The organism is Salinibacterium amurskyense, assembly GCF_002797685.1.
Lineage (GTDB): Bacteria > Actinomycetota > Actinomycetes > Actinomycetales > Microbacteriaceae > Rhodoglobus > Rhodoglobus amurskyensis.
The window spans coordinates 97,413-115,751 of sequence record NZ_PGFH01000003.1 but is presented as its reverse complement, the minus strand read 5'-3'; the positions used below and the strand labels follow the sequence as shown (position 1 = coordinate 115,751).

Annotated in this window: 11 protein-coding genes; 1 reads left to right on the top strand and 10 read right to left on the bottom strand. The window is 61.8% G+C overall.

Annotated features, from left to right (window positions below):
- Positions 1–52: 52 nt before the first annotated feature.
- The 4 genes from CLV85_RS12635 to CLV85_RS12620 all read right to left on the bottom strand — a co-directional run bounded on the left by CLV85_RS12635 (position 53) and on the right by CLV85_RS12620 (position 4,178).
- Complete coding sequence (locus CLV85_RS12635) at positions 53–1,381, bottom strand: M50 family metallopeptidase (RefSeq protein ID WP_100390000.1); 1,329 nt, start codon at positions 1,379–1,381, stop codon at positions 53–55.
- A gap of 102 nt (positions 1,382–1,483) precedes the next feature.
- Positions 1,484–2,566 carry a 1-deoxy-D-xylulose-5-phosphate reductoisomerase gene (locus tag CLV85_RS12630; protein WP_100389999.1) on the bottom strand — a complete coding sequence of 361 codons (1,083 nt, stop codon included), beginning with the start codon at positions 2,564–2,566 and terminating at the stop codon, positions 1,484–1,486.
- A gap of 50 nt (positions 2,567–2,616) precedes the next feature.
- The gene (locus CLV85_RS12625; RefSeq protein ID WP_100389998.1) at positions 2,617–3,600 is read right to left on the bottom strand and encodes an FKBP-type peptidyl-prolyl cis-trans isomerase; all 984 of its coding nucleotides are present in this window, start codon (positions 3,598–3,600) and stop codon (positions 2,617–2,619) included.
- A 98-nt stretch (positions 3,601–3,698) separates the two neighbouring features.
- The gene (locus CLV85_RS12620) at positions 3,699–4,178 is read right to left on the bottom strand and encodes an OsmC family protein (protein WP_100389997.1); all 480 of its coding nucleotides are present in this window, start codon (positions 4,176–4,178) and stop codon (positions 3,699–3,701) included.
- 171 nt (positions 4,179–4,349) lie between these two features.
- Between CLV85_RS12620 and CLV85_RS12615 the strand changes: the two genes are divergently transcribed.
- A complete protein-coding gene (locus CLV85_RS12615) occupies positions 4,350–5,333 on the top strand; it encodes an asparaginase (RefSeq protein WP_100389996.1) in 984 nt (327 codons plus the stop codon).
- Between the two features lie 90 nt (positions 5,334–5,423).
- Here CLV85_RS12615 and CLV85_RS12610 read toward each other — a convergent pair whose 3' ends face one another.
- The 6 genes from CLV85_RS12610 to CLV85_RS12585 all read right to left on the bottom strand — a co-directional run bounded on the left by CLV85_RS12610 (position 5,424) and on the right by CLV85_RS12585 (position 18,330).
- Positions 5,424–6,524 carry an ABC transporter substrate-binding protein gene (locus CLV85_RS12610; protein ID WP_229820457.1) on the bottom strand — a complete coding sequence of 367 codons (1,101 nt, stop codon included), beginning with the start codon at positions 6,522–6,524 and terminating at the stop codon, positions 5,424–5,426.
- A 272-nt stretch (positions 6,525–6,796) separates the two neighbouring features.
- Positions 6,797–9,790, bottom strand: coding sequence for an FtsK/SpoIIIE domain-containing protein (locus tag CLV85_RS12605; protein ID WP_100389994.1), 2,994 nt, complete (start codon positions 9,788–9,790; stop codon positions 6,797–6,799).
- A gap of 105 nt (positions 9,791–9,895) precedes the next feature.
- Positions 9,896–13,498 (bottom strand): FHA domain-containing protein, encoded by a 3,603-nt coding sequence (locus tag CLV85_RS13455; protein WP_100389993.1) that lies wholly within the window; start codon positions 13,496–13,498, stop codon positions 9,896–9,898.
- 145 nt (positions 13,499–13,643) lie between these two features.
- Positions 13,644–15,935, bottom strand: coding sequence for a transglutaminase TgpA family protein (locus tag CLV85_RS12595; RefSeq protein WP_100389992.1), 2,292 nt, complete (start codon positions 15,933–15,935; stop codon positions 13,644–13,646).
- Positions 15,932–17,362 carry a DUF58 domain-containing protein gene (locus tag CLV85_RS12590; RefSeq protein ID WP_100389991.1) on the bottom strand — a complete coding sequence of 477 codons (1,431 nt, stop codon included), beginning with the start codon at positions 17,360–17,362 and terminating at the stop codon, positions 15,932–15,934. Before CLV85_RS12590 ends, CLV85_RS12595 begins: the two co-directional genes overlap by 4 nt.
- Complete coding sequence (locus CLV85_RS12585; protein ID WP_100389990.1) at positions 17,359–18,330, bottom strand: AAA family ATPase; 972 nt, start codon at positions 18,328–18,330, stop codon at positions 17,359–17,361. Before CLV85_RS12585 ends, CLV85_RS12590 begins: the two co-directional genes overlap by 4 nt.
- Positions 18,331–18,339: the final 9 nt, after the last annotated feature.

The following is an 18,339-nucleotide window of genomic DNA, read 5'->3' as shown; positions in this document are numbered from 1 at the left end:
GTCGCGATAGCGAGCGCTCGAGCGGCAGCACGGCAGCGGCAGCCGCAGCGGCCTAGAAGATCGAGATCGGCTTTACGATGTCCGCGTAAATCAGCATGGCGCTCATGGCACCCAACAGAACGACGACAACCAGCGTGAGCGGAATGAACTTCGCGGCATCGAAGGGGCCCGGGTCGGGCTTACCGAAGAGCTTGGCGAAGAAACGGCGAACGCCCTCAAACAGCGCACCAGCCACGTGTCCACCGTCGAGCGGCATGAGCGGCACGAGGTTGAAGACAAAGAGTGCAACGTTGAGCGAGCCAATGAGGCCCACGAGAGACGCTACTTTGTCGGCCACGGGGGCGTTATCGAGGCTCGTGATCTCACCAGCGATACGACCGACACCCACTACGCTGATGGGGCCATTGGGGTCACGCTCGTCAGGACCGAAGGCCGCGTTGGCGACGTCGACCATGCGCTGAGGCAGGTTGAGGATGACATTGGCCACCGAAACGATGTTGTCGCCGACCGCAGGCAGCACGGCGGTTACCGGCTGCTGCACGGTCTCGAGAGCGGAACCGATGCCCAAGAAGCCGTATTCTTCCGTCTGGGCGACGCCGTCGGCATCCTCAACGATCTGACCGCGATCGTCGTAAACGTAGCGCTCAGTGAGCAATGGCTCAGCGACGAGAGAGACCTCGGCACCGTTGCGCTCGACAACGATGTTCAGTTCATCGCCAGCGGCGGCACGGATGAATTCGGTCGCTTCGGCCCACGAGGAGACGGCTTGGCCATCCATTGACACGAGTCGGTCTCCGGGCATGATTCCCGCGGCGAAGCCGGGAGCGTCGGGGTCGGTGCTTTCACACGTCTGTCGTTCGGAGGTCGCGGCGAGAACGCACTCAGAAACGCTGCCTACTGTCGTGGAGGGCTGCGCGACACCGAATCCCATGAAGAGAATGGCGAACATCACGATCGCGATGAGCAGGTTCATCACCGGACCACCGAGCATGATCACCACGCGCTTCAGCACGGGAAGCTTGTAGAACGCGCGCGATTCATCCACGTCGACCAGGGTGTCGGCGCTGGCGGTACGAGCGTCTTGAACGAGCGCTTGAAAAACGCCGGTGGTGGCCGTGCGACTTCCACTCTCAGATTTGCCGGGAGGGAACATGCCCGCCATCGAGATATAGCCACCAAGCGGAATCGCCTTCACGCCGTACTCCGTCTCCCCACGCTTGCGCGAGAAGATCGTTGGTCCGAAACCAATCATGTACTGACTGACGCGCACGCCAAAGAGCTTGGCGGGCAGCAAGTGTCCGATTTCATGCAGGCCAATAGACACAGCAAGCCCGACGAGAACGACGAGGATGCCAAGAATGTACAAGAGCACGTTTTCCACCCGCTAAGAATAGCCACGCGCACCGACGGTCACCTGTACCGGTGCTGTGGAAGCGGCAGAACAACCCCACACTGGGGGCGAACTACCCGTTCAGTGCCGCCGCTAGGAGCGAGTGGCGACCACAGCATCAGCGGTACGTCGCGCCCACGACTCTGCCTCGGCGAGAGCATCCAACGTCAGCTCGGTTGTCTCGTGGCTCTGCACGACCTGCTCAACGACATCCAAGATGTCGAGGTAGCCAATGGCACCGGCATGGAAGGCCAACACTGCCTGCTCGTTCGCTGCATTGAAGACCGCGGGGAAGGTGAGGCCGGCCGCGCCAACAGCTTTCGCCATTTCCACCGCAGGGAAGACCTCGTTGTCGAGAGGCTCAAAGTTCCAGGTGCTCGCCGTCGTCCAGTCGAGTGGAGCGCCGACGCCCGCGACGCGGTTCGGCCAGTCCAAACCGAGCGAAATCGGCAACCGCATGTCGGGCGGGCTGGCCTGGGCAATGGTGGAGCCGTCTACGAACTCGACCATCGAATGAACGATCGACTGCGGATGCACCGTCACAGCAATACGGTCATAAGGTACGTCGAACAACAAGTGCGCCTCGATCACTTCGAGGCCCTTGTTCACGAGGGTTGAGGAATTCGTCGTCACCACGAGCCCCATATCCCAGGTGGGATGAGCGAGCGCCTCGCGCGGAGTCACATCGCGCAGGGAATCACGCGTGCGACCCCGGAATGGTCCCCCGGATGCCGTAAGCACCAAGCGGCGCACTTCTGAGTGTTCGCCAGAACGCAACGCTTGGGCGATGGCCGAGTGCTCCGAGTCGACAGGAACAATTTGCCCGGGCTTCGCTCGCGACGTCACGAGTTCTCCGCCGACGATGAGGCTCTCTTTGTTGGCGAGAGCGAGCGTCGCGCCGGATTCGAGGGCCGCGAGCGTGGGCCCGAGGCCTACGGAACCGGTGATTCCGTTAACGACGACGTCGGCAGGGACATCCCGCACCAACTGCGCCGCCTGCTCGGCACCGAACGCAATGTGCTTCACGCCGAACCGAGCCGCCTGCTCTTCGACGAGCGTTCGGTTGGAGCCGGCTGCGAGACCGACGACCTCGAAACGGTCACGGTTTGCCCCGATTACCTCAAGGGTTTGCGTGCCGATCGAGCCCGTCGATCCGAGCAGAATTATCTTGCGCATCCCGCTACTTTAGTTGGCTCGCACAAATGTGCGTCAACGACGAGCGCGAATTAGCCAATGCCGAGGATGTCGACAACGAAGACGATCGTGTCGGTGCCAGAAATGCCTGCACCTTCGCTACCGGCCTCGCCGTAGCCCTCGCTGGGCGGCAAGACTGCGATGATCTGCGAACCGACCTGCTGGCCTTCCAGAGCGGTCTTGAAGCCCTGGACAACCTGACCGGTGTTGAATGTCGAGGGGGTGCCGCGCGCCCAGCTCTCGTCGAAGATCTCGCCGGTGGTCCAGTTCATGCCCACGTAGTGGACAACAACATCCGAGTTCTCCTGAATGGTCTCGCCAGCACCCTGCTTCAGTACAGCAACTTCGAGCTCCGTGGGCGGGTCAGTGTCAGGAATGGTGATCGTGGGGCGACCGTCGTCGTCGAGCTCAACCGCCGGGAAACCTTCCTCAGCGGGCTGGTCTTCACCGTCGGCGCGCGGAAGCGCGGGCTCGGCAGGCTCGTCGACCGAAACTACGTCAACAACGAAAACGATGTCGTCATCAGCGCCGACTCCCAGCTGTTCACGGCTTGCGTCGTCAGCGAAGGACTCTTCGGGAGGAATGACGCCCACAACGCGAGTACCGGCGGTGGAGCATTCAATGGTCTTGACGATGCCCACAAGGAACTGCTCAGCATCCACAGGGAACGGGGTCAACCCGGTTTCGTCGTAAGTAGTGGAAGAGAGCTCTTCGCCCGTTGCACCGCTGTACAGGCTGAACTGCACGTTGGCGGTGGCTGCCTCAACAGCAACAATGTCGCCGTCACCGGCAATCGCGACAGAGCGCTCGGTTTCAGAAACGTCGGTCGGGAAGTCAATGGTGACCTCGGGCTTGACGCCGAAGTCGCCGCTCACCTGAACGGCCTCAGAGGCCGAACCGGATGCCGTCGGCGTGCAATCGCCGGAATTCTCGGCAGTAGTCGAGTCGGCGGGCGAACACGCGGCAAGTGACGCCACAACGCCGATGGTCAACAGAAACGGAATCGCTTTTCGCACAAGAACCCTTCACAGCAAGAACACGGAGCACCAATCCTCCCGCACCCTTGCTGTGTGTAGCGTGTGGAATCGCCGACGCCGCTAGTCTGCCGTCGGCATTACTCAGCGGCGGGTTCGACGATGATGCGCGGTTGGTGCAGCACGGGAAAATTTACGGATGACGCGATGAAGCACTTGCCGCTCGCTTCGGCGTGGGCATCCATGGCATCCTCTACGCTGCCGGCAGAAATCGTGACAACCGGCCGCAGGGTGACCGACGTGAAGTGGCCTCCCCCGTTGTCGGTCTGCTTCATGGTGCCCGAAACCTCGTCGTGGTACGCGGTAACAACAATCCCACGACTGACCGCGACATGCAGGTAACTGAGCATGTGGCATTGGCTGAGCGCCGCGATCAGCAGCTCTTCGGGGTTCCACCGATCTGCATTGCCGTGGAATACCCGAGCGCTTGACCCCTCGATCGGATGCTTGCCCACCGCGGTGACCTCGTTGTGGCGAGAGTAGCCACGGTAGTTTGTCGTGCCCTCGCCCAGATTTCCGGACCATTCCAAGCGCACTTCAAAATTGTGGTCGATGTTCATCGAAACCTCCCTCGCGGCCCCGAGGGCCAGCATCACAGACCGCAGCGGGGCGATCACACCCAACGTATCTAACTCTCACCGTAGCGCCGCACGCTGAGAAGTGTCGCCGCGGTTCCACACGGTTTCGGCAGCCGAACCCTCACTCTGGCCAGACGGCGATAACGTAGGAGGGTGAACTCTGTATCGACGGCTTCCTCCCGCGCACTCACGGTCAACGACACCACTCAGCTCGCTGTGTTGGAGCGTTCCGGGATGATCGAATCTCGGCATCTTGGCGCCGCCGTCGTGCTCTCCCCCGATGGCACCGAACTGCGTCGCCTTGGCGACCCCGACGCGTTAATTTACCCGCGCTCCACGCTGAAGCCGATGCAGGCAATCACCGTTTTGCGCGCCGGTGTCACGCTGAATGACGAACAACTTGTCCTGGCTAGCGCAAGCCACACCGGCAGCCAGCGCCACCAAGACGTTGTCGCTTCGACGCTCGCTGCGTACGGCCTCACCGAAGACGACCTTCGCTGCCCGCCCGATTGGCCCGCCGACTCCGCCACGCGTCGCGCTTCAGATGCTCCGCGTCGACTGGCCATGAACTGCTCGGGCAAACACGCGAGTTTCTTGGCGGCATGCGTCGTCAATGACTGGCCGCTCGAGAGTTACCTTGAGCACGATCATCCGCTTCAAGAGCGCATTCGCGACACCATCGTCGAGTTCACGGGTGAGCCTCTCGCTCATGAGGGAACGGATGGATGCGGGGCTCCTGTATTCGCTATGAGTCTCGTATCGCTCGCCACCGCCATCCAGCGCATTGTGATGGCGGATGCCGCGACCGACGCCCACGCACACTCGCTCGTGAGCGCCATTCGCGGTAACGCGTGGGGCCTCGATATGCCGCAGGTCGCCGAAGCAATGGACACTTTGGGAATCATCGCCAAGCGCGGCGCCGAAGGGGTCCTCATTGCCGCGGCGCCCGACGGCACAACCGTCACGCTCAAGATTCTCGATGGCTCGATCCGCCCGCTGTTGCCCGTGGGGCTTTCGTTGCTCGCCGACGCGGGCGCTCTCGATGCGGATGCTGTGGCGAGCGTGCTGAAATCGACGACCGAGCAAGTGCTCGGCCGCGGTCTGCCTGTTGGCGAGCTGCGCTTCGAACTCGCCTAGGGCAACTCGCGCACTTTCGGCCGTTAACGCACTCGCTCCAGGCGGCTGCGCTTCTGGAGCACGCCGCGCTGGGGAGGAGTGATTGAGTACTTAGCCCTTGCCCGTGATGCGACGGAATTCAGCGTTGAACGACTGGTCGTCGGTCGTGCTGAGCGTGCGGAATGTGCTTGCACGTGACATCGCCGTGGCGTTGGGGAAGGTGAATTGGTTCGATGCGAGCTTCGGGAAGTTCTCGATGGCGTACTCGAGAGTTCCGTCAACGGGGCTCACACAGTGGATCCACTCCACAACCTCGGTTGCGATAGCGGGGTCGTAGTAGAAGTTCATGAGCTTTTCGGCGTTGGCCTTGTGCTGAGCGCCAGCCGGAATTACGAGCGAGTCCGTGAAGAAAGTGCCTCGCGACCCGGGCAGCAAGAACTTGAATTTCTCGTAGCCTGCTTGGGCGTTGAGCACCGCGACGTCTCCGGCGCGGGCGAATCCGGCCAATGCTTCGCCAGATTTGAGTTTGTCGAGGTAGTCGCTGCCGTAAACACCGAGGATGTGCTTCGACGCGAGGTGAGTTTCGAGAACTGCGCTGGCCTTCTTGAATTCGTCGATTCCCCAGTTGCCATCAGAGATGTCGACGCCGTTAGCGAGCAGCAGCATGCCCATGGTGTGACGCATTTCGGCGAGCACAACGACTTTGCCCTTGAGGTCGTCGTTCCACAGTTGTTCGACAGAGACGAGCCCCTTGGGGTACTCCTCCGCGTTCCAGGCGAGTCCGATGAACCCGCTCTGCCACGGCAGCGAGTATTCGCGCTTGGGGTCGAATTCTGGGCTGCTCAGTGTCTTGGTGAGATTTGCCTTGTTCGGCATGTTGGCCGAGTCGAACTTCTGGGCGTATCCGAAGCGAATGAGGCGCGCGGCCATCCAGTCACTGACGCAAATAATGTCGGCGCCGGTCGGTTGTCCGAGAGAGAGCTGGTCTTTCATCGTCAGGTAGAAGCCAACGTTGTCTTTAACAACGGCCTTGTACTCGACTTCGATGCCTGTTTCTTTCTTGAACGCCTTGAGCGTCGCTGAGCTACCGCTGAGGTCCTCGTCGATGTACGAGGGCCAGCTGGCCCAGACGAGCGAACTGTCGCTGTCTGAAATATCAATCGCGTCGGACCCATCCGGCGCGGCACAGGCTGCAAGTGCGAGTGCGGACATGCCGACACCTGCTCCTTGCAACAACCGCCGACGGCTGAGTTGAGATTGCTTCGCCTGCAGCATTAGCTGCTGGATCGCATGATCCTGCGGAAGTGCTCTCGTCACGTTTTCTCCTTCGCCCCCACCAGTTACACCGATGGTAGTGAGCGCAGTCCGGGTTGTTATAGCCCCAGTTAGGAGGGGCTTTTGGCGCTTCATAATAATTTCACGGATACTTCACAATTTCGCGCTCGAAATGTGCCCATTTCGGGTACCCCTGAGGAAGACGCACGCTAGGCGTTCCGCGCAACGATGTCGTTTGTCGGCGCGGAGGCGTGGCTCTTTCGAGGCAGTTGAACCCGCTCGGTGGGGCCGGTGCCGCTCAGTCGCCAGTACTGTCGCGACCCGGGGCTGAGGGGCGGCGGCAATTCTCTCGTGCGGGCCAGCTGCCGATAGTCGCTCAGGCTGCATCCGTCGAGCAGCACCGTGGCGTGAGGCAGAAGTGCTTGAATCGCTCCCCAGCGAGACTGCCATTCGTCTACCGAACCGATGAGGGCTACAGCTCCCCGCGTTCCGCTCGGGTTGATCAGCAGCTCACGCTCGCTGCCTGGTGCACCCTCGACTAGCTGAACTGTCCACCCTGCCTCGGTGCACGCCGCCGCAGTAGCCGCCGGCCGCGTGCTCACGATGGCGAGCCCTTCGTCCCTACCGACGACTGCGGCGGAGGCAGGGGGCGGTATGGGGAGAAACCGGTCGCCCTGTGCCACCTGCACCCGCGCGCCCTGCCACAGTGCTCCTCCCGCGGGCAGAGTGTCGTTGTAGTCCTCCGTGCTGCCGCCTGAAAGCACAAAGTCTTGTCGAGTGGAGAACCTCAAACGCAAGGTTTGAGGAAAGAGCTGAGAGAGCGATTGCAAGGCCGCGGTGATCCGTTGAGCGCTCGCGACGACCACGACGTCAGCCGCTGGCCCTTCCCGAAGGATGCGCGCGAGTCGTTCCAGCACTACCGGACGGTATTCGTCGTCGAATCGCGACACCGCAGCATCGAGGTCGTCAACCACCACAAGCACTGCAGCGGCGGCGCGGCCGGGGTAACCAATCACATCCAACCGCGCGTAAAGCTGCGTGAGGGTGTCCCAGAACGACGCTGAGTCGGTTCCGAGCACGAGGACGTCGCGGGATGTCACGTGAGCGAGCGTTGAGAGCGTGACGCTTTTTCCGCTGGAGGGGGCGCCGAGCACGAGCAAGTGTCCATCGCCGGAGGGCGACCAGGTTGCGACACCATGACGTTGCTCTTCAGGCAGGTCCGTCATTCCGAACGCAATAGTGCCCCCACCCTCTGGGGCGTGACGTGTCGCTGCGGCGGGAGCCTCTGGATGCGCGAGGACGGTCGAGAGCGACAGGTGTTCACTCAGCGGCTCGCACCACGGACGTCGGGGTTTCGCGCTCGAAGCCCACCGTTCAGCGACATCCCGGATGTCGTGGGTTTCAACCAGCGCAAACTGCGCGAGCTCGGCGGACGACGATCCATGCGCGACCCACGCCCGCCCTTTCTGCTGCGCCGGGAGTTCTGCGGCGCGGTCGCTGCCGATGACGGCGGAACTATCGGCTCCGTTGTTGACGCGAAGCGAAATCCGCAAGTCAGCGTTGGCGAGAAGTGAATCCCGCACAACTCCCGAGGGGCGCTGTGTGCACAGGATGAGGTGAACTCCGAGAGAGCGGCCGCGCGCGGCGATGTCGCTGAAGAGGGTGTGGAGTTGAGGGTAGTCCTCCATCATCGCCGCGAACTCGTCAACCACAATCACAAGTCGTGGCATGCTCTCAAGGTCTGAGATATCGCGGACCTTTGCCTGAGCGAGAGCGCGTTCACGATGTCGCAGCTCGGCGCGGAGGCTGGAGAATGCTCTCGCGGCGGAGTTTTCGTCGAGATCAGTAATGATGCCGACCGTATGCGGAAGCTGGGTTAGGGCGTCAAAAGCAGAGCCGCCCTTGAAATCAACGAGCAGGAAAGTGACGTCCTCCGGCGCAGTCTCGGCCGCCATGGCAAGAACCCAGGCGATGAGCAACTCGCTCTTACCGCTGCCCGTCGTTCCGCCCACAATTGCGTGCGGACCGTCGGCGACAAGATCGAGCGACATCGCACTGCGGGTGCCCATCGCCGGCCGCGCTTTCAAAGAACGACGATGCGCGGCGCGCGGATGGTGTTCAGCGTGCGACATCGCCGCTATTTCCGAAAAACGCACCAGATCTGGCAAATCGTCGATCCCCGAGGCGAGACCGTCGCGTGCCGCGATGCCTCGCGCTGCTCGCACCCACTCCAACGCTTGCTCACGGCCCAAGAACGAGGGTTCGAAGTCACGACGTTGATGACGATCCGGATGCCGCACCACGGCGACTCTGTCACCGCGCGTCTGGATAACGATCCTGTGGCCGCTCGGCACGTGGCCCTCTTCCTGCACCACGGTGATCGATACCTGTGGTGTTGAGTCTCCCAACACGCCCCACTGCACAGTTGCAAGGTCGGTACCGCCAGCGGACTCGTCGACGCGCTGGCCCTGCACCTCACTCCCCCGGAGTTGCCGGTGCGGAAGAGCCTCGCCCCAGGGTTCCGCCGCGAATGCTCCGCTGAGTCTCACCCAGCTCGCGGTGGGCGCGAGGGTTCGTGCAAGTTGGATCGATACCGCACGGGCGAGGGACAGCGCCATCAGCTGGTTGCCGAAGATCGCGACCCCGAGCCGCGCATTGACCGCGATGGGGGCGCGTTCAAGGTGCTCGGCCTGTGCCGTGAGCGTGCGATAACTTTCTTCGACCTCAGGCGGTTGAGCGTCATGGGCACCGGTGCGATCGATCGCGATGCTGCTACGGACAAGCCCATAGCCAAGGTGAACCGGAAGCACATCGGCTGGCTCGCGCATCCAGCGTGACGCATCGGTATGAACGTCGCTGACCAACATGATTGCCGAGGGTGTTTTCTCGGCGAGTTCGCTAAGTTCGCGACGGTGATACGCCTGGATTTTTTTCAGAGTCGCGGCGGCGTCATCGGAGAATCGAGCTCTCTCAGTGCGGCGCAATGCTCGAGCGGACATCCGCGAATCGATATAGCTGCCTGTCGCTGCTAGCGGACCCAGCGCGGCGAAGATGAGGGCAAAGGTTGATCCCGTGATCAGCCAAATCGCCACGGAGGCAACGACCGGAACAGTCGCCGCGATCACCGGGAATTTGAATGGTGCCGGGCGCTGCGGCGGCGCCGGAAGCGCAATGCGAGGGGCGGTATGAGGAGTCTCGTTCACTCCTCTACTTCATCAGTCTCCACACTCACGATTTGGCGCGCGCGAGCCCCAGTGCAGAGCCCCTTCAGGGCGAACCCTGTGGAGGGGCAGTCTCAGCTCTCGCCGCTAGCTGACGATGAAGAACTGTTCTCCGATTTCTACGCGAGTTCCACGGACGACCCGGTAACGCTTACCCGGTTCGCATCGCTTCGGCTCTGCGCCAGGCTCCCGCACGATGGTTCCGTTGCCGGAGTAACGGTCGCTGATCCAGAACACGCCACTCATTTGACCGAACTCAAGATGAGTCTTCGAGACTGACTTGCTGGGGTCGGTGATCGGCACCACAATGTCGAATTTCTCGGAAGGCTCCGGGATGGGGTTTCGCCCCACCAGCCCGTTTCCGGTCACGATAACGCTGTCACCCGTGCTGAACTGCAGCACAAAGCGCGTACCCGTGACGCTGCGTTCTACGATGCGGGTGTCTTCGATGTCCGCTTCGTCCGCTCCGAGCGCTGCTAGGGGAACGGGCGGCGAGATCGGAAGCTCGACCCTCTGGTTCGACTTTGGCGGCGGCGCAAGCACCGAGAACCCCGGGGCTCCCGAGGCAGTCGTAGCCGCGGCTGCGTTCCCCTGCATGTCTTCGCCCTCGGCTCCTGTTTCGAGCGGAGGTGCTGCTTCCAGATGGGGCTGCGCGGGCTCTACGCTTCCTGGCTCGATGAGCGGAATTGCCTCGCCTCTTTCGCTTGCACTGTCCACCGCTTCTGCCACGCCAGCGCCGAAGCTCTCTGACGGAGCGTCTTCAGCCTTAGCAGCGGCCGCGATCGCACTTTCCGCGGATGCCCGTGGCTCGGCAATCTCGCTACTCTCGACATCATCCAGCTCAGGCTGCGGCTTGAGGTCGTCGTTCGGAGCCTCTGCTACCTCAGCGATCGCTGTAACCGCCGCGCTCTGGTCAGCGGAGCGCGCATCGATGTCGCTCGACTGATTCTCGTTCTCGACCGGGACGTCAGCGCTTTCCACGGCGGCACTCTGCTCGGCCTCGTCATCCTGCTCTGCACGGTTCACTTCTGCCGAGGCCGGGATGGCCTCCGCAGTGGCGCCTTGCTCGGGGATCAGGTTCTCGGCGCTGGCGTTGAGTTCGTTGCTCTCGGGAGCATTCGCGACCGTCTTTTCGGCTGACGGGGTTCCCCACGGGAACGGGTCGAGCACTGGTGCCGCTGCACGCGAGCTGGGGCCGACGCCATGCTTCACGAAACCACAAGAGCCGCAGAAGATGTCAGACTCTGACAGCTCATTTCCACATTGACTACAGGTGTCTACGCCTGCGTGGTTTTCAGCTGCCGAACTGCTCTCGGTGCGATCCTGCTCGGGAGCGATTGGGCCTGCTTGTGCCTGTGCCGCCGCAATCGCTGAGCGCGGTTGTGTGCCGTGGCCGCTCGGCTCAGCTTCAGCAGCGATGGGCGCTTCGTCGTCAGCAACAGCCGCTGGTGCTGGATGGTCGGCGACCCGTTCTGAAGCAACAGGAGCGAAAGCGGAGGCGCGAAGTCGATCGGCCGTTGTAAAGACGGCTTCTTCGCCGAGCGGGCGTACAGGCTTCACGCGAAGTGGCTCCACGTCGTCTGGAGCCACATCAGTGCGCCCCAGCTTGCTCAAGTCAGGCTCGAATGACGAGCGTGGCAACGGTGCCGGCTCGACGAGCGGTTCGGGAATGGCTCTCGCCTGTTCCGCTATTGCAGCTTTCTCGTTCATGTCCCCCGACACCCCGTCTTCTTGCTCTTGTTCGCGCTCGCGCGAGTCATCGTTAGTGGACTCCGCTGCATCTCTGATCGCTGGCGCGTCCTCGCCCTCGCCCTCGCCCTCGGTTCCCGTTTCGGCTCCGGCTTCGGCTTCCGTTTCGGCTCCGGCTTCGGCTTCCGTTTCGGCTTCGGCTTCGGCTTCGGCTTCCGTTTCGGCTTCGAGCTCGACTTCAGGCTCGGTTTCAGCGATGGATTCGCTTGCTGCGCTCTCCGCCGTGACTACTCGGGATGCTTCTCTGGAGATGGAATCAGAGTCAGCGTCAGCGGTCTCGACGTTCTCGAGGTTTGTGGTGTCGACTACGGGTGATTCGGTCTCTGTGTCGACGACCGCGGTGTGGTCAGCCTGCGCCTCGTCGATTGCAGCATCCGGGTCCTCGACAATGTTTGCGGCGGCGTTCGAGGCTTGAGCGAGTTCATCGCTCTCAACTTCGCTCGACTCGTCATCCGCGCTAGCCGTGACTTCCGTGCTCGCTGTTTCTTCCGTGCTCGCCTCAAGATCTTCAGCTGATTCCGCGACGTGCTCCGGCGAGGAATCTTCGAGCAGCTCACGCTCCGGAGTCGCCTCAACCTCCGGAGTTGCCTCAAGCTCAGTCGACGCTTCAGAGGCGTCGCCCGTGGTTTCTTCCGAATGACCTTGGTCGGTCAGCAGAACGCTGGAAGTGGTCGCCTCCGGCTCGACGCTCCGCGCGTCCACAGCCACAGCCTCGGCCTCAAGAACTTCAACGTCGTCGGCCTCGTCGGACTCGTCTACCTGAGCTGTTTCTGAGGTGGGCACGACGTCTGGCTCAGCATCAGCATCAGCATCAGCATCAGCGAAATAGTCGATTTGCGTCATGGGCGTCAGCACTGGCGCGGCATCGACGGGCTCAGCGCTCTCATCTTCGCGATCAGCATCCAGAGCGGTGCCGGCACCCGTATCGACAGCGGCATCCGCAGCGGTACCAGTATCCGTATCGACAGCGGCATCCGCGCCCCCATCCGTATCCGTATCCGTATCCGTATCCGTATCGCCATCCGAATCTGCAATGGCAGCTGGAGTTGCGTGCTCAGAATCAATACTCTCGGGGTCGGCTAGGTCAGCGATCCGAATTTTGTCGTCTGAACTCGAGTCCGCAACGCCGGCGATGCTCTCGGCAACCTCCGCGTGAGGCTCGGATTCGTCTGGATGCTCCGGCTGTTCTGACTTTTCCGACTGCTCCGGCTGCTCTGTCTGCTCCGGCTGTGCTGCCTGCTCGATGATCGGTGCGGGCATATCACGCCAGGTTGCCGTCGTGACAGGATCCGGAAGCTCACTCACCGAGCCAACGGTCAAGTTTCGGTCAAAGCTCAACGCCGCGGGGTTGGGCACTTCGTCATAGGGACCGTCTTCGTCGAAGGGCAGCACTTCGTCGTAAGGGCCGTCTTCATCAAATGGCATCTCGTCCACGAGCGCACTGACGTCGTTTGCAGAGTTAGCTTCGCCGGTCGAGACCGCGATGTCGGCCGCTGCAGAGAGCACCAAAGGCTCGCCCAGTTGAAGGGTACGCGCGTCTCCTTCAGTCTCATCGGGCGAGGAGACGAGGGCTTCGCGAAGCGCGGCAGGTAATTCGTCAAGAGAAATAACGGCGTCGGCGTCGGCGTCGGCGTCGTCACTCGCACTGGCACTCGCACTCGCACTCGCACTCGCACTCGCGTCATGATCGCTGCTATCCGCAGCCTCGGATGCGGAGTTCGCCGTTTCGGCAGACGCGTCAGCAGCAACGACCGAAGTCTCGTGCTCCGCAATCGGCGCCTCGGCGCTATCCCCCGCGGCAGCTGTAGCTGGCTCGTCATCCTGAGCGAGAGCAATGCTCGTGGCGGCAGCACCGTTCTCGGCGGCAGCCAATTCGCGCTTACGGCGACGACGCGAGCCCAGCGGAGCGTCTGCGTTTTTACTAGCCGAGCGTTCACTCACGGCGACGGGTTGGCGGGCAGACTCAGCACTCGTCGCAGCACCCCTGCGGGCGCGGCGAGACATCGCCGGCCGGCCACACTCAGCGCAGTAGACGGCATCGGCAGGCAGTTGCGTCGCGCAGAAAGAACAATTCACGGGTAGCCCTCTATCGCTTAAACAGACTTGTGACACTATAACCACCGAGCGATCGCAGCGATATTTCGGTCTTGAACCGCGCCCAGCGCGACAGTCCTGTGTTGAGTTGAGTTTCCAATTCCGACACGTTCGACCAGAACGCATCGACGTCAGAAGCTTCAGGGGTGCCCCCCGAGAAAATCGCGCGGTCGGCATGCTCGGCAAGCTGACGCGCATCCGGAGTCGCCATCACGGCAGCGACCTCGGTTCGCGTGCCCGCAATCGGTGGCGAATAACCGTGGTCAATGAGCGAATCCTCGAACTCTTGCCACCCGCCACTGATCTGCTCCACCGATGACTCAGCGCGTTTGCGCAACTGTCGGCGGCGCAACTTCGCAGCGATGATGAGAACGAACGGTGCGGCAAGCACCAGCAGCACGAGTGCGATCCAACCTGCCGTGCGTAGCGCAGCGAGAATGGCTTGGAGCACAGGGTCGAGGTCGGGCTGCAAAGCCTGCTCGCTATCGGGGTTCGACTGCCGGTTGGTCGTATCCGACTCGATTTCAGGCGGTTGAACAACGGTCTGCGGGCGGGCGACCTGGGCGATGTCGTCCGGGTCTTCATCCGGAATCTCTCGTAGCGGCGGGTTCGGGTCGATGGTGACCCAGCCGTACTCTGCTGTGTTCACCTCGATCCACGCCGAGACATCGTCGCCACGAATCTGAGAATCTGATGTCACGAAACCGAGCACCACACGAGCGGGGAACCCAAGCTCATTGGCCATCATGGATGCCGCAACCGCGTACTGCTCACCATCGCCAATCATGCGCGGTGCCGTCACCAACTCGGCAATCCGATCGGCAGAGTGCCCCGAGCGGCTAGCCGGCTCATCCACGCCGACGCCGTGACTGACGTAGCCGTCGGCAGCGAGTCCCGAGAGCATCGCGTCCAGGCGCTCCCCCGACGATGTGAATCCCCGCACGTACTGGTCAAGTTTCTCGGTGAGCTCTTCGGGCGACTGTTGAATCGAGGGCACTTCGGCGAGGCCAGGAGTCAGGGAGCTGATCTCGTCTGAATCCGGCTGAATGGGCGCCACGCCTTCAAAGGTGTAGGTGTCACCGCTCATGAGCCCGTCGACGACCGCTGCGGTTCCCGAGACCTTGTTGTAGTAGAAAGAGTCCCGCAGGTCAGCTGCACGGTCGCCCGAGAACTCGACCTGCTCAAACAGCCCTACGGTGGGGAGCCATACCCCGGAATAGTCAGCGACCGTGATGGTCATATCGACCTGTTCGCCGTCGACCCCGGACTGGTCAAAGCGCGAAGGCACGCGCGAGAAAGAACCAGATTCGCTTGACACTCGGTCACTGCCGACCGCATAAACAACGCCGTTGTAGCTATCCAGAGTCGCCAGGCGCACGCGAGTCCCCAAAGGCACTCCCGCGACTTCGAACAGCACAGAATTTGCGGTGCTCGGCTGCCAATAGCGCCGGAAGCCCGAAAGCGGGCTGACATAGTCACGGGGATCGAAAGGCTCAACGATTGCCGTGCGCAACACTGAACGGTTGTTCGTCGGCGGCACAACGTTAGCGGCCACCACAGCGATGCCCGAGGCGATGGCCAAGATGACGACCGCGCTGACCACCGTGCGAACCCCAGCAAAGCCGAACTCTCGCTTACGACGCGCGACGCCAGCTTCATCCATTGCAGCTTCAAGGGCGTTGACCGTGTCGCGACGGCGACGCCAGCGGAACCACACCAACGAGAGCGCAATCACGATGAGAAGGATGAGAGACAACGAGAGAGGCTGATCGGGATAGGTCGGCCCCAAGGAAATGGCCATCACGAAGACAACCATCGCCGGCACTACCGAGAGCTCCGCAATACGGGTGCGGAACGCGATGCTCAACGCCACAACGGTGCCGAAATACACGAGCACGAGGGCGGGGACGAGCAGCGCTTGATAGTCACCTACCGGCAAGGAAATGGTGAGCAGCTGTTTCCACCCCAGCGCTACTCCCGCAATGAGATCACTGAGCCCTTCGAGCGACGGCACAACGCCGAACTGGGTCTCCGACGGCACGGCGACCGGCACTCCAATGATGAGAAAGACCAACACCGAGACGAGGGACGTCGTCACAAACGACCACGCTCGCCACAGGGCGAGCACGGCAACAATAGATCCCGCGAGGATGGCGACGGCAATCAGTGTGGTGAGCGCTGGCGTGCGATAGATCGGCCAGAGCGCAGCCGAAGCGACCGCGATCGATAGCCAGAGCAGTGCGCCAGAAACGATAACGAACGAACGAGAGACAGGTCGTGTCATGCACCCGCCGATCGTGAGAGAGCACGCTTGAGCTCTTCAAGATAGCCAATCGTGAGCACGCTGAGGCCAGCAACCCGACGGAGCCCCGGCACCGCCTCCGGGTCACACACGATCGCCACAACTTCTACATTGGCCGCGAACTTCGTCGACGCCGCGCGCAACTGCTGAGAGGTCACTGTGGAGCCACAAATGAGGAACGCAACCGAGACGCCGCTGGTTTGTTCCGACGTCACGCGAGCGACGTCGATCAGGCGGAGGGCGGTGTCGGCGCTTTGAACCCGAGTGAGGTCATCCAGCAACCGTGTTCCGGTCAGGGTCGACAGGGCGCGAACTGCAAAAACCTTGCGCTTGGCGAACTGCGGAGTCTGCTCGCTAGCGACTACGGTGACGGTTCGGGCATCCCGAATTGCCTGCGCTCCGAGAGAGCCGGCAACGCTGACGCCCATCTCAAACTCATAGTCGTTGGCATAATCCGCCGTCGCGAGGCTCAAAGCAATCACAAGGTGGCTGCGTCGAGTCTCTTCAAATTGCCGCACCATGTAGCGACCGGTGCGAGCCGTCGATTTCCAGTGGATGTTGCGACGTTCGTCTCCGCGAACGTACTCGCGCAGGGCGTGAAAGGAGATGTCGTTGTTAGCGAGATCCCTAGTGGGGTTGCCCTCAAGGTCGCGGATGAGGCCGGTACTCACGCTGGGGATGCTAATTGTTCGGGGATGCACAAAGATCTCAGCCGAATCGGTCCAGATCAGCTCGCGCCGCACAAGCCCAACGGGGTCTGCGCGCACTGTACGCACTGGTCCCACTGAGATCACGCCACGACGGTTCGTCGGGATGGGGAATTCATGTGCAGACGCTCCGCCAGGGCGCAAACTCGGCAGCACGGCCTCAGCAACGGTAGAGGCCACCGGGATTTCTGCGACAACGCCCAAGCTGCGACGCTTGCCTTCATTTACCCCGTGCACTTCGCCGCTGGCAGCCTCACCCACGACAACGCGCTGGTGCTCGACGCGCAAGCTAATAGCGAGGTGGCTTCGCCCTAAGAGGTAGATGGCGGCCATGAGCGCGATGGCGATCAGGGCAAAGCCAACAACAACGAGCTCGTTCCACGAGATCGAGTATCCGACGATAAGCGTCAGCGGAATGAGAAAAAGAACGACCCAGCCGACCGGGGTGATCACCGAAGTGATGCGATTGGCGTAGCGCGAGATGGTGGCACGAGCGATTACAGCGAACCGCACCAGCGTAACGATGAGGTCGGCGAGAAACCCAGTGCGGTATCCAACAATTCGGGTGCGCGCGTTATCGAGACCGCGAATTGCGGTAGGAAAGTCACTGTCTGAGCGCGCCCGCTCCCCGCCCGGACCTGAATTCTCCGCCGCGGTGTTATTCGAATGCCCTTTCGCCGAGCGGTTCAGAAGTGAACTCACACGGCTTGCCGTTCTGTGGGCGGCGGGTTCTCGATGAGGATCTGTGCAATCACGCTCGAGGCGGTGACGCCTTCGAATTCAGCCTCAGCGTCGATCACCAAACGGTGAGCGAGCACCGATTCGGCAAGTGCCTTCACATCATCCGGGACGACATAGTGTCGACCATTGGATGCCGCGAGAGTCTTCGCTGCACGCATCAGCGCGAGGGCGCCCCGCACACTCACACCGAGGCGCACCTCGGTGGCGCTCCGAGTCGCTTCGACCAAGCGGCTCACGTAGTCGTTGATGGTCGGGTCAACGTGCACGGTGCGTGCGAGTTGAGCCATTTCCACGACCAGTTCAGCGCTGACCACTGGTTCGATGGTCGTGGAGTGAGCAGCGACACCGGCACCATCGAGAATACGAAGAGTGGATGCGCGGTCGGGGTAACCGATCGACGCTTTCATGAGGAAGCGGTCAAGCTGCGCTTCAGGAAGGCGGTATGTTCCGGCCTGCTCGATGGGGTTCTGGGTTGCGATAACCATGAACGGCGAGCCCACCGGATGCGTCACGCCATCCACGGTCACCTGACCCTCTTCCATTACTTCGAGAAGAGCGGCTTGAGTTTTGGGGCTGGCACGGTTGATTTCATCCGCAAGAACAATGTTGGAGAAAACGGGGCCCGGGTGAAACTCGAATTCGTTCTCGCGCTGATCGAAAATGCTGACACCCGTGATGTCACCGGGAAGCAGGTCAGGAGTGAACTGGATACGGTTTGTCGTTCCCGAGACGCTCTGCGCGATCGCGCGAGCGAATGAGGTCTTTCCCGTTCCCGGGTAGTCCTCGAGGAGAAGATGACCTTCGCTGAGAAGCGCGGTGAAACCGAGACGCACGACAAAGGTCTTGCCGAGAAGAACCTGTTCTACGTTCGTGACAAGTCGGTTAAAGCTTTCTGCGAACCATGCGGCTTCGTCGGGAGTCATGGTCATAGTGCACCT

What these genes read in the sequence shown, in the direction of transcription:
- CLV85_RS12630 (WP_100389999.1), bottom strand. Translation starts at nt 2,566, where the DNA reads ATGCGCAAGATAATTCTGCTCGGATCGACGGGCTCGATCGGCACGCAA.
- CLV85_RS12620 (WP_100389997.1), bottom strand. Translation starts at nt 4,178, where the DNA reads ATGAACATCGACCACAATTTTGAAGTGCGCTTGGAATGGTCCGGAAAT.
- CLV85_RS12610 (WP_229820457.1), bottom strand. Translation starts at nt 6,524, where the DNA reads ATGTCCGCACTCGCACTTGCAGCCTGTGCCGCGCCGGATGGGTCCGAC.
- CLV85_RS12595 (WP_100389992.1), bottom strand. Translation starts at nt 15,935, where the DNA reads ATGACACGACCTGTCTCTCGTTCGTTCGTTATCGTTTCTGGCGCACTG.
- CLV85_RS12585 (WP_100389990.1), bottom strand. Translation starts at nt 18,330, where the DNA reads ATGACCATGACTCCCGACGAAGCCGCATGGTTCGCAGAAAGCTTTAAC.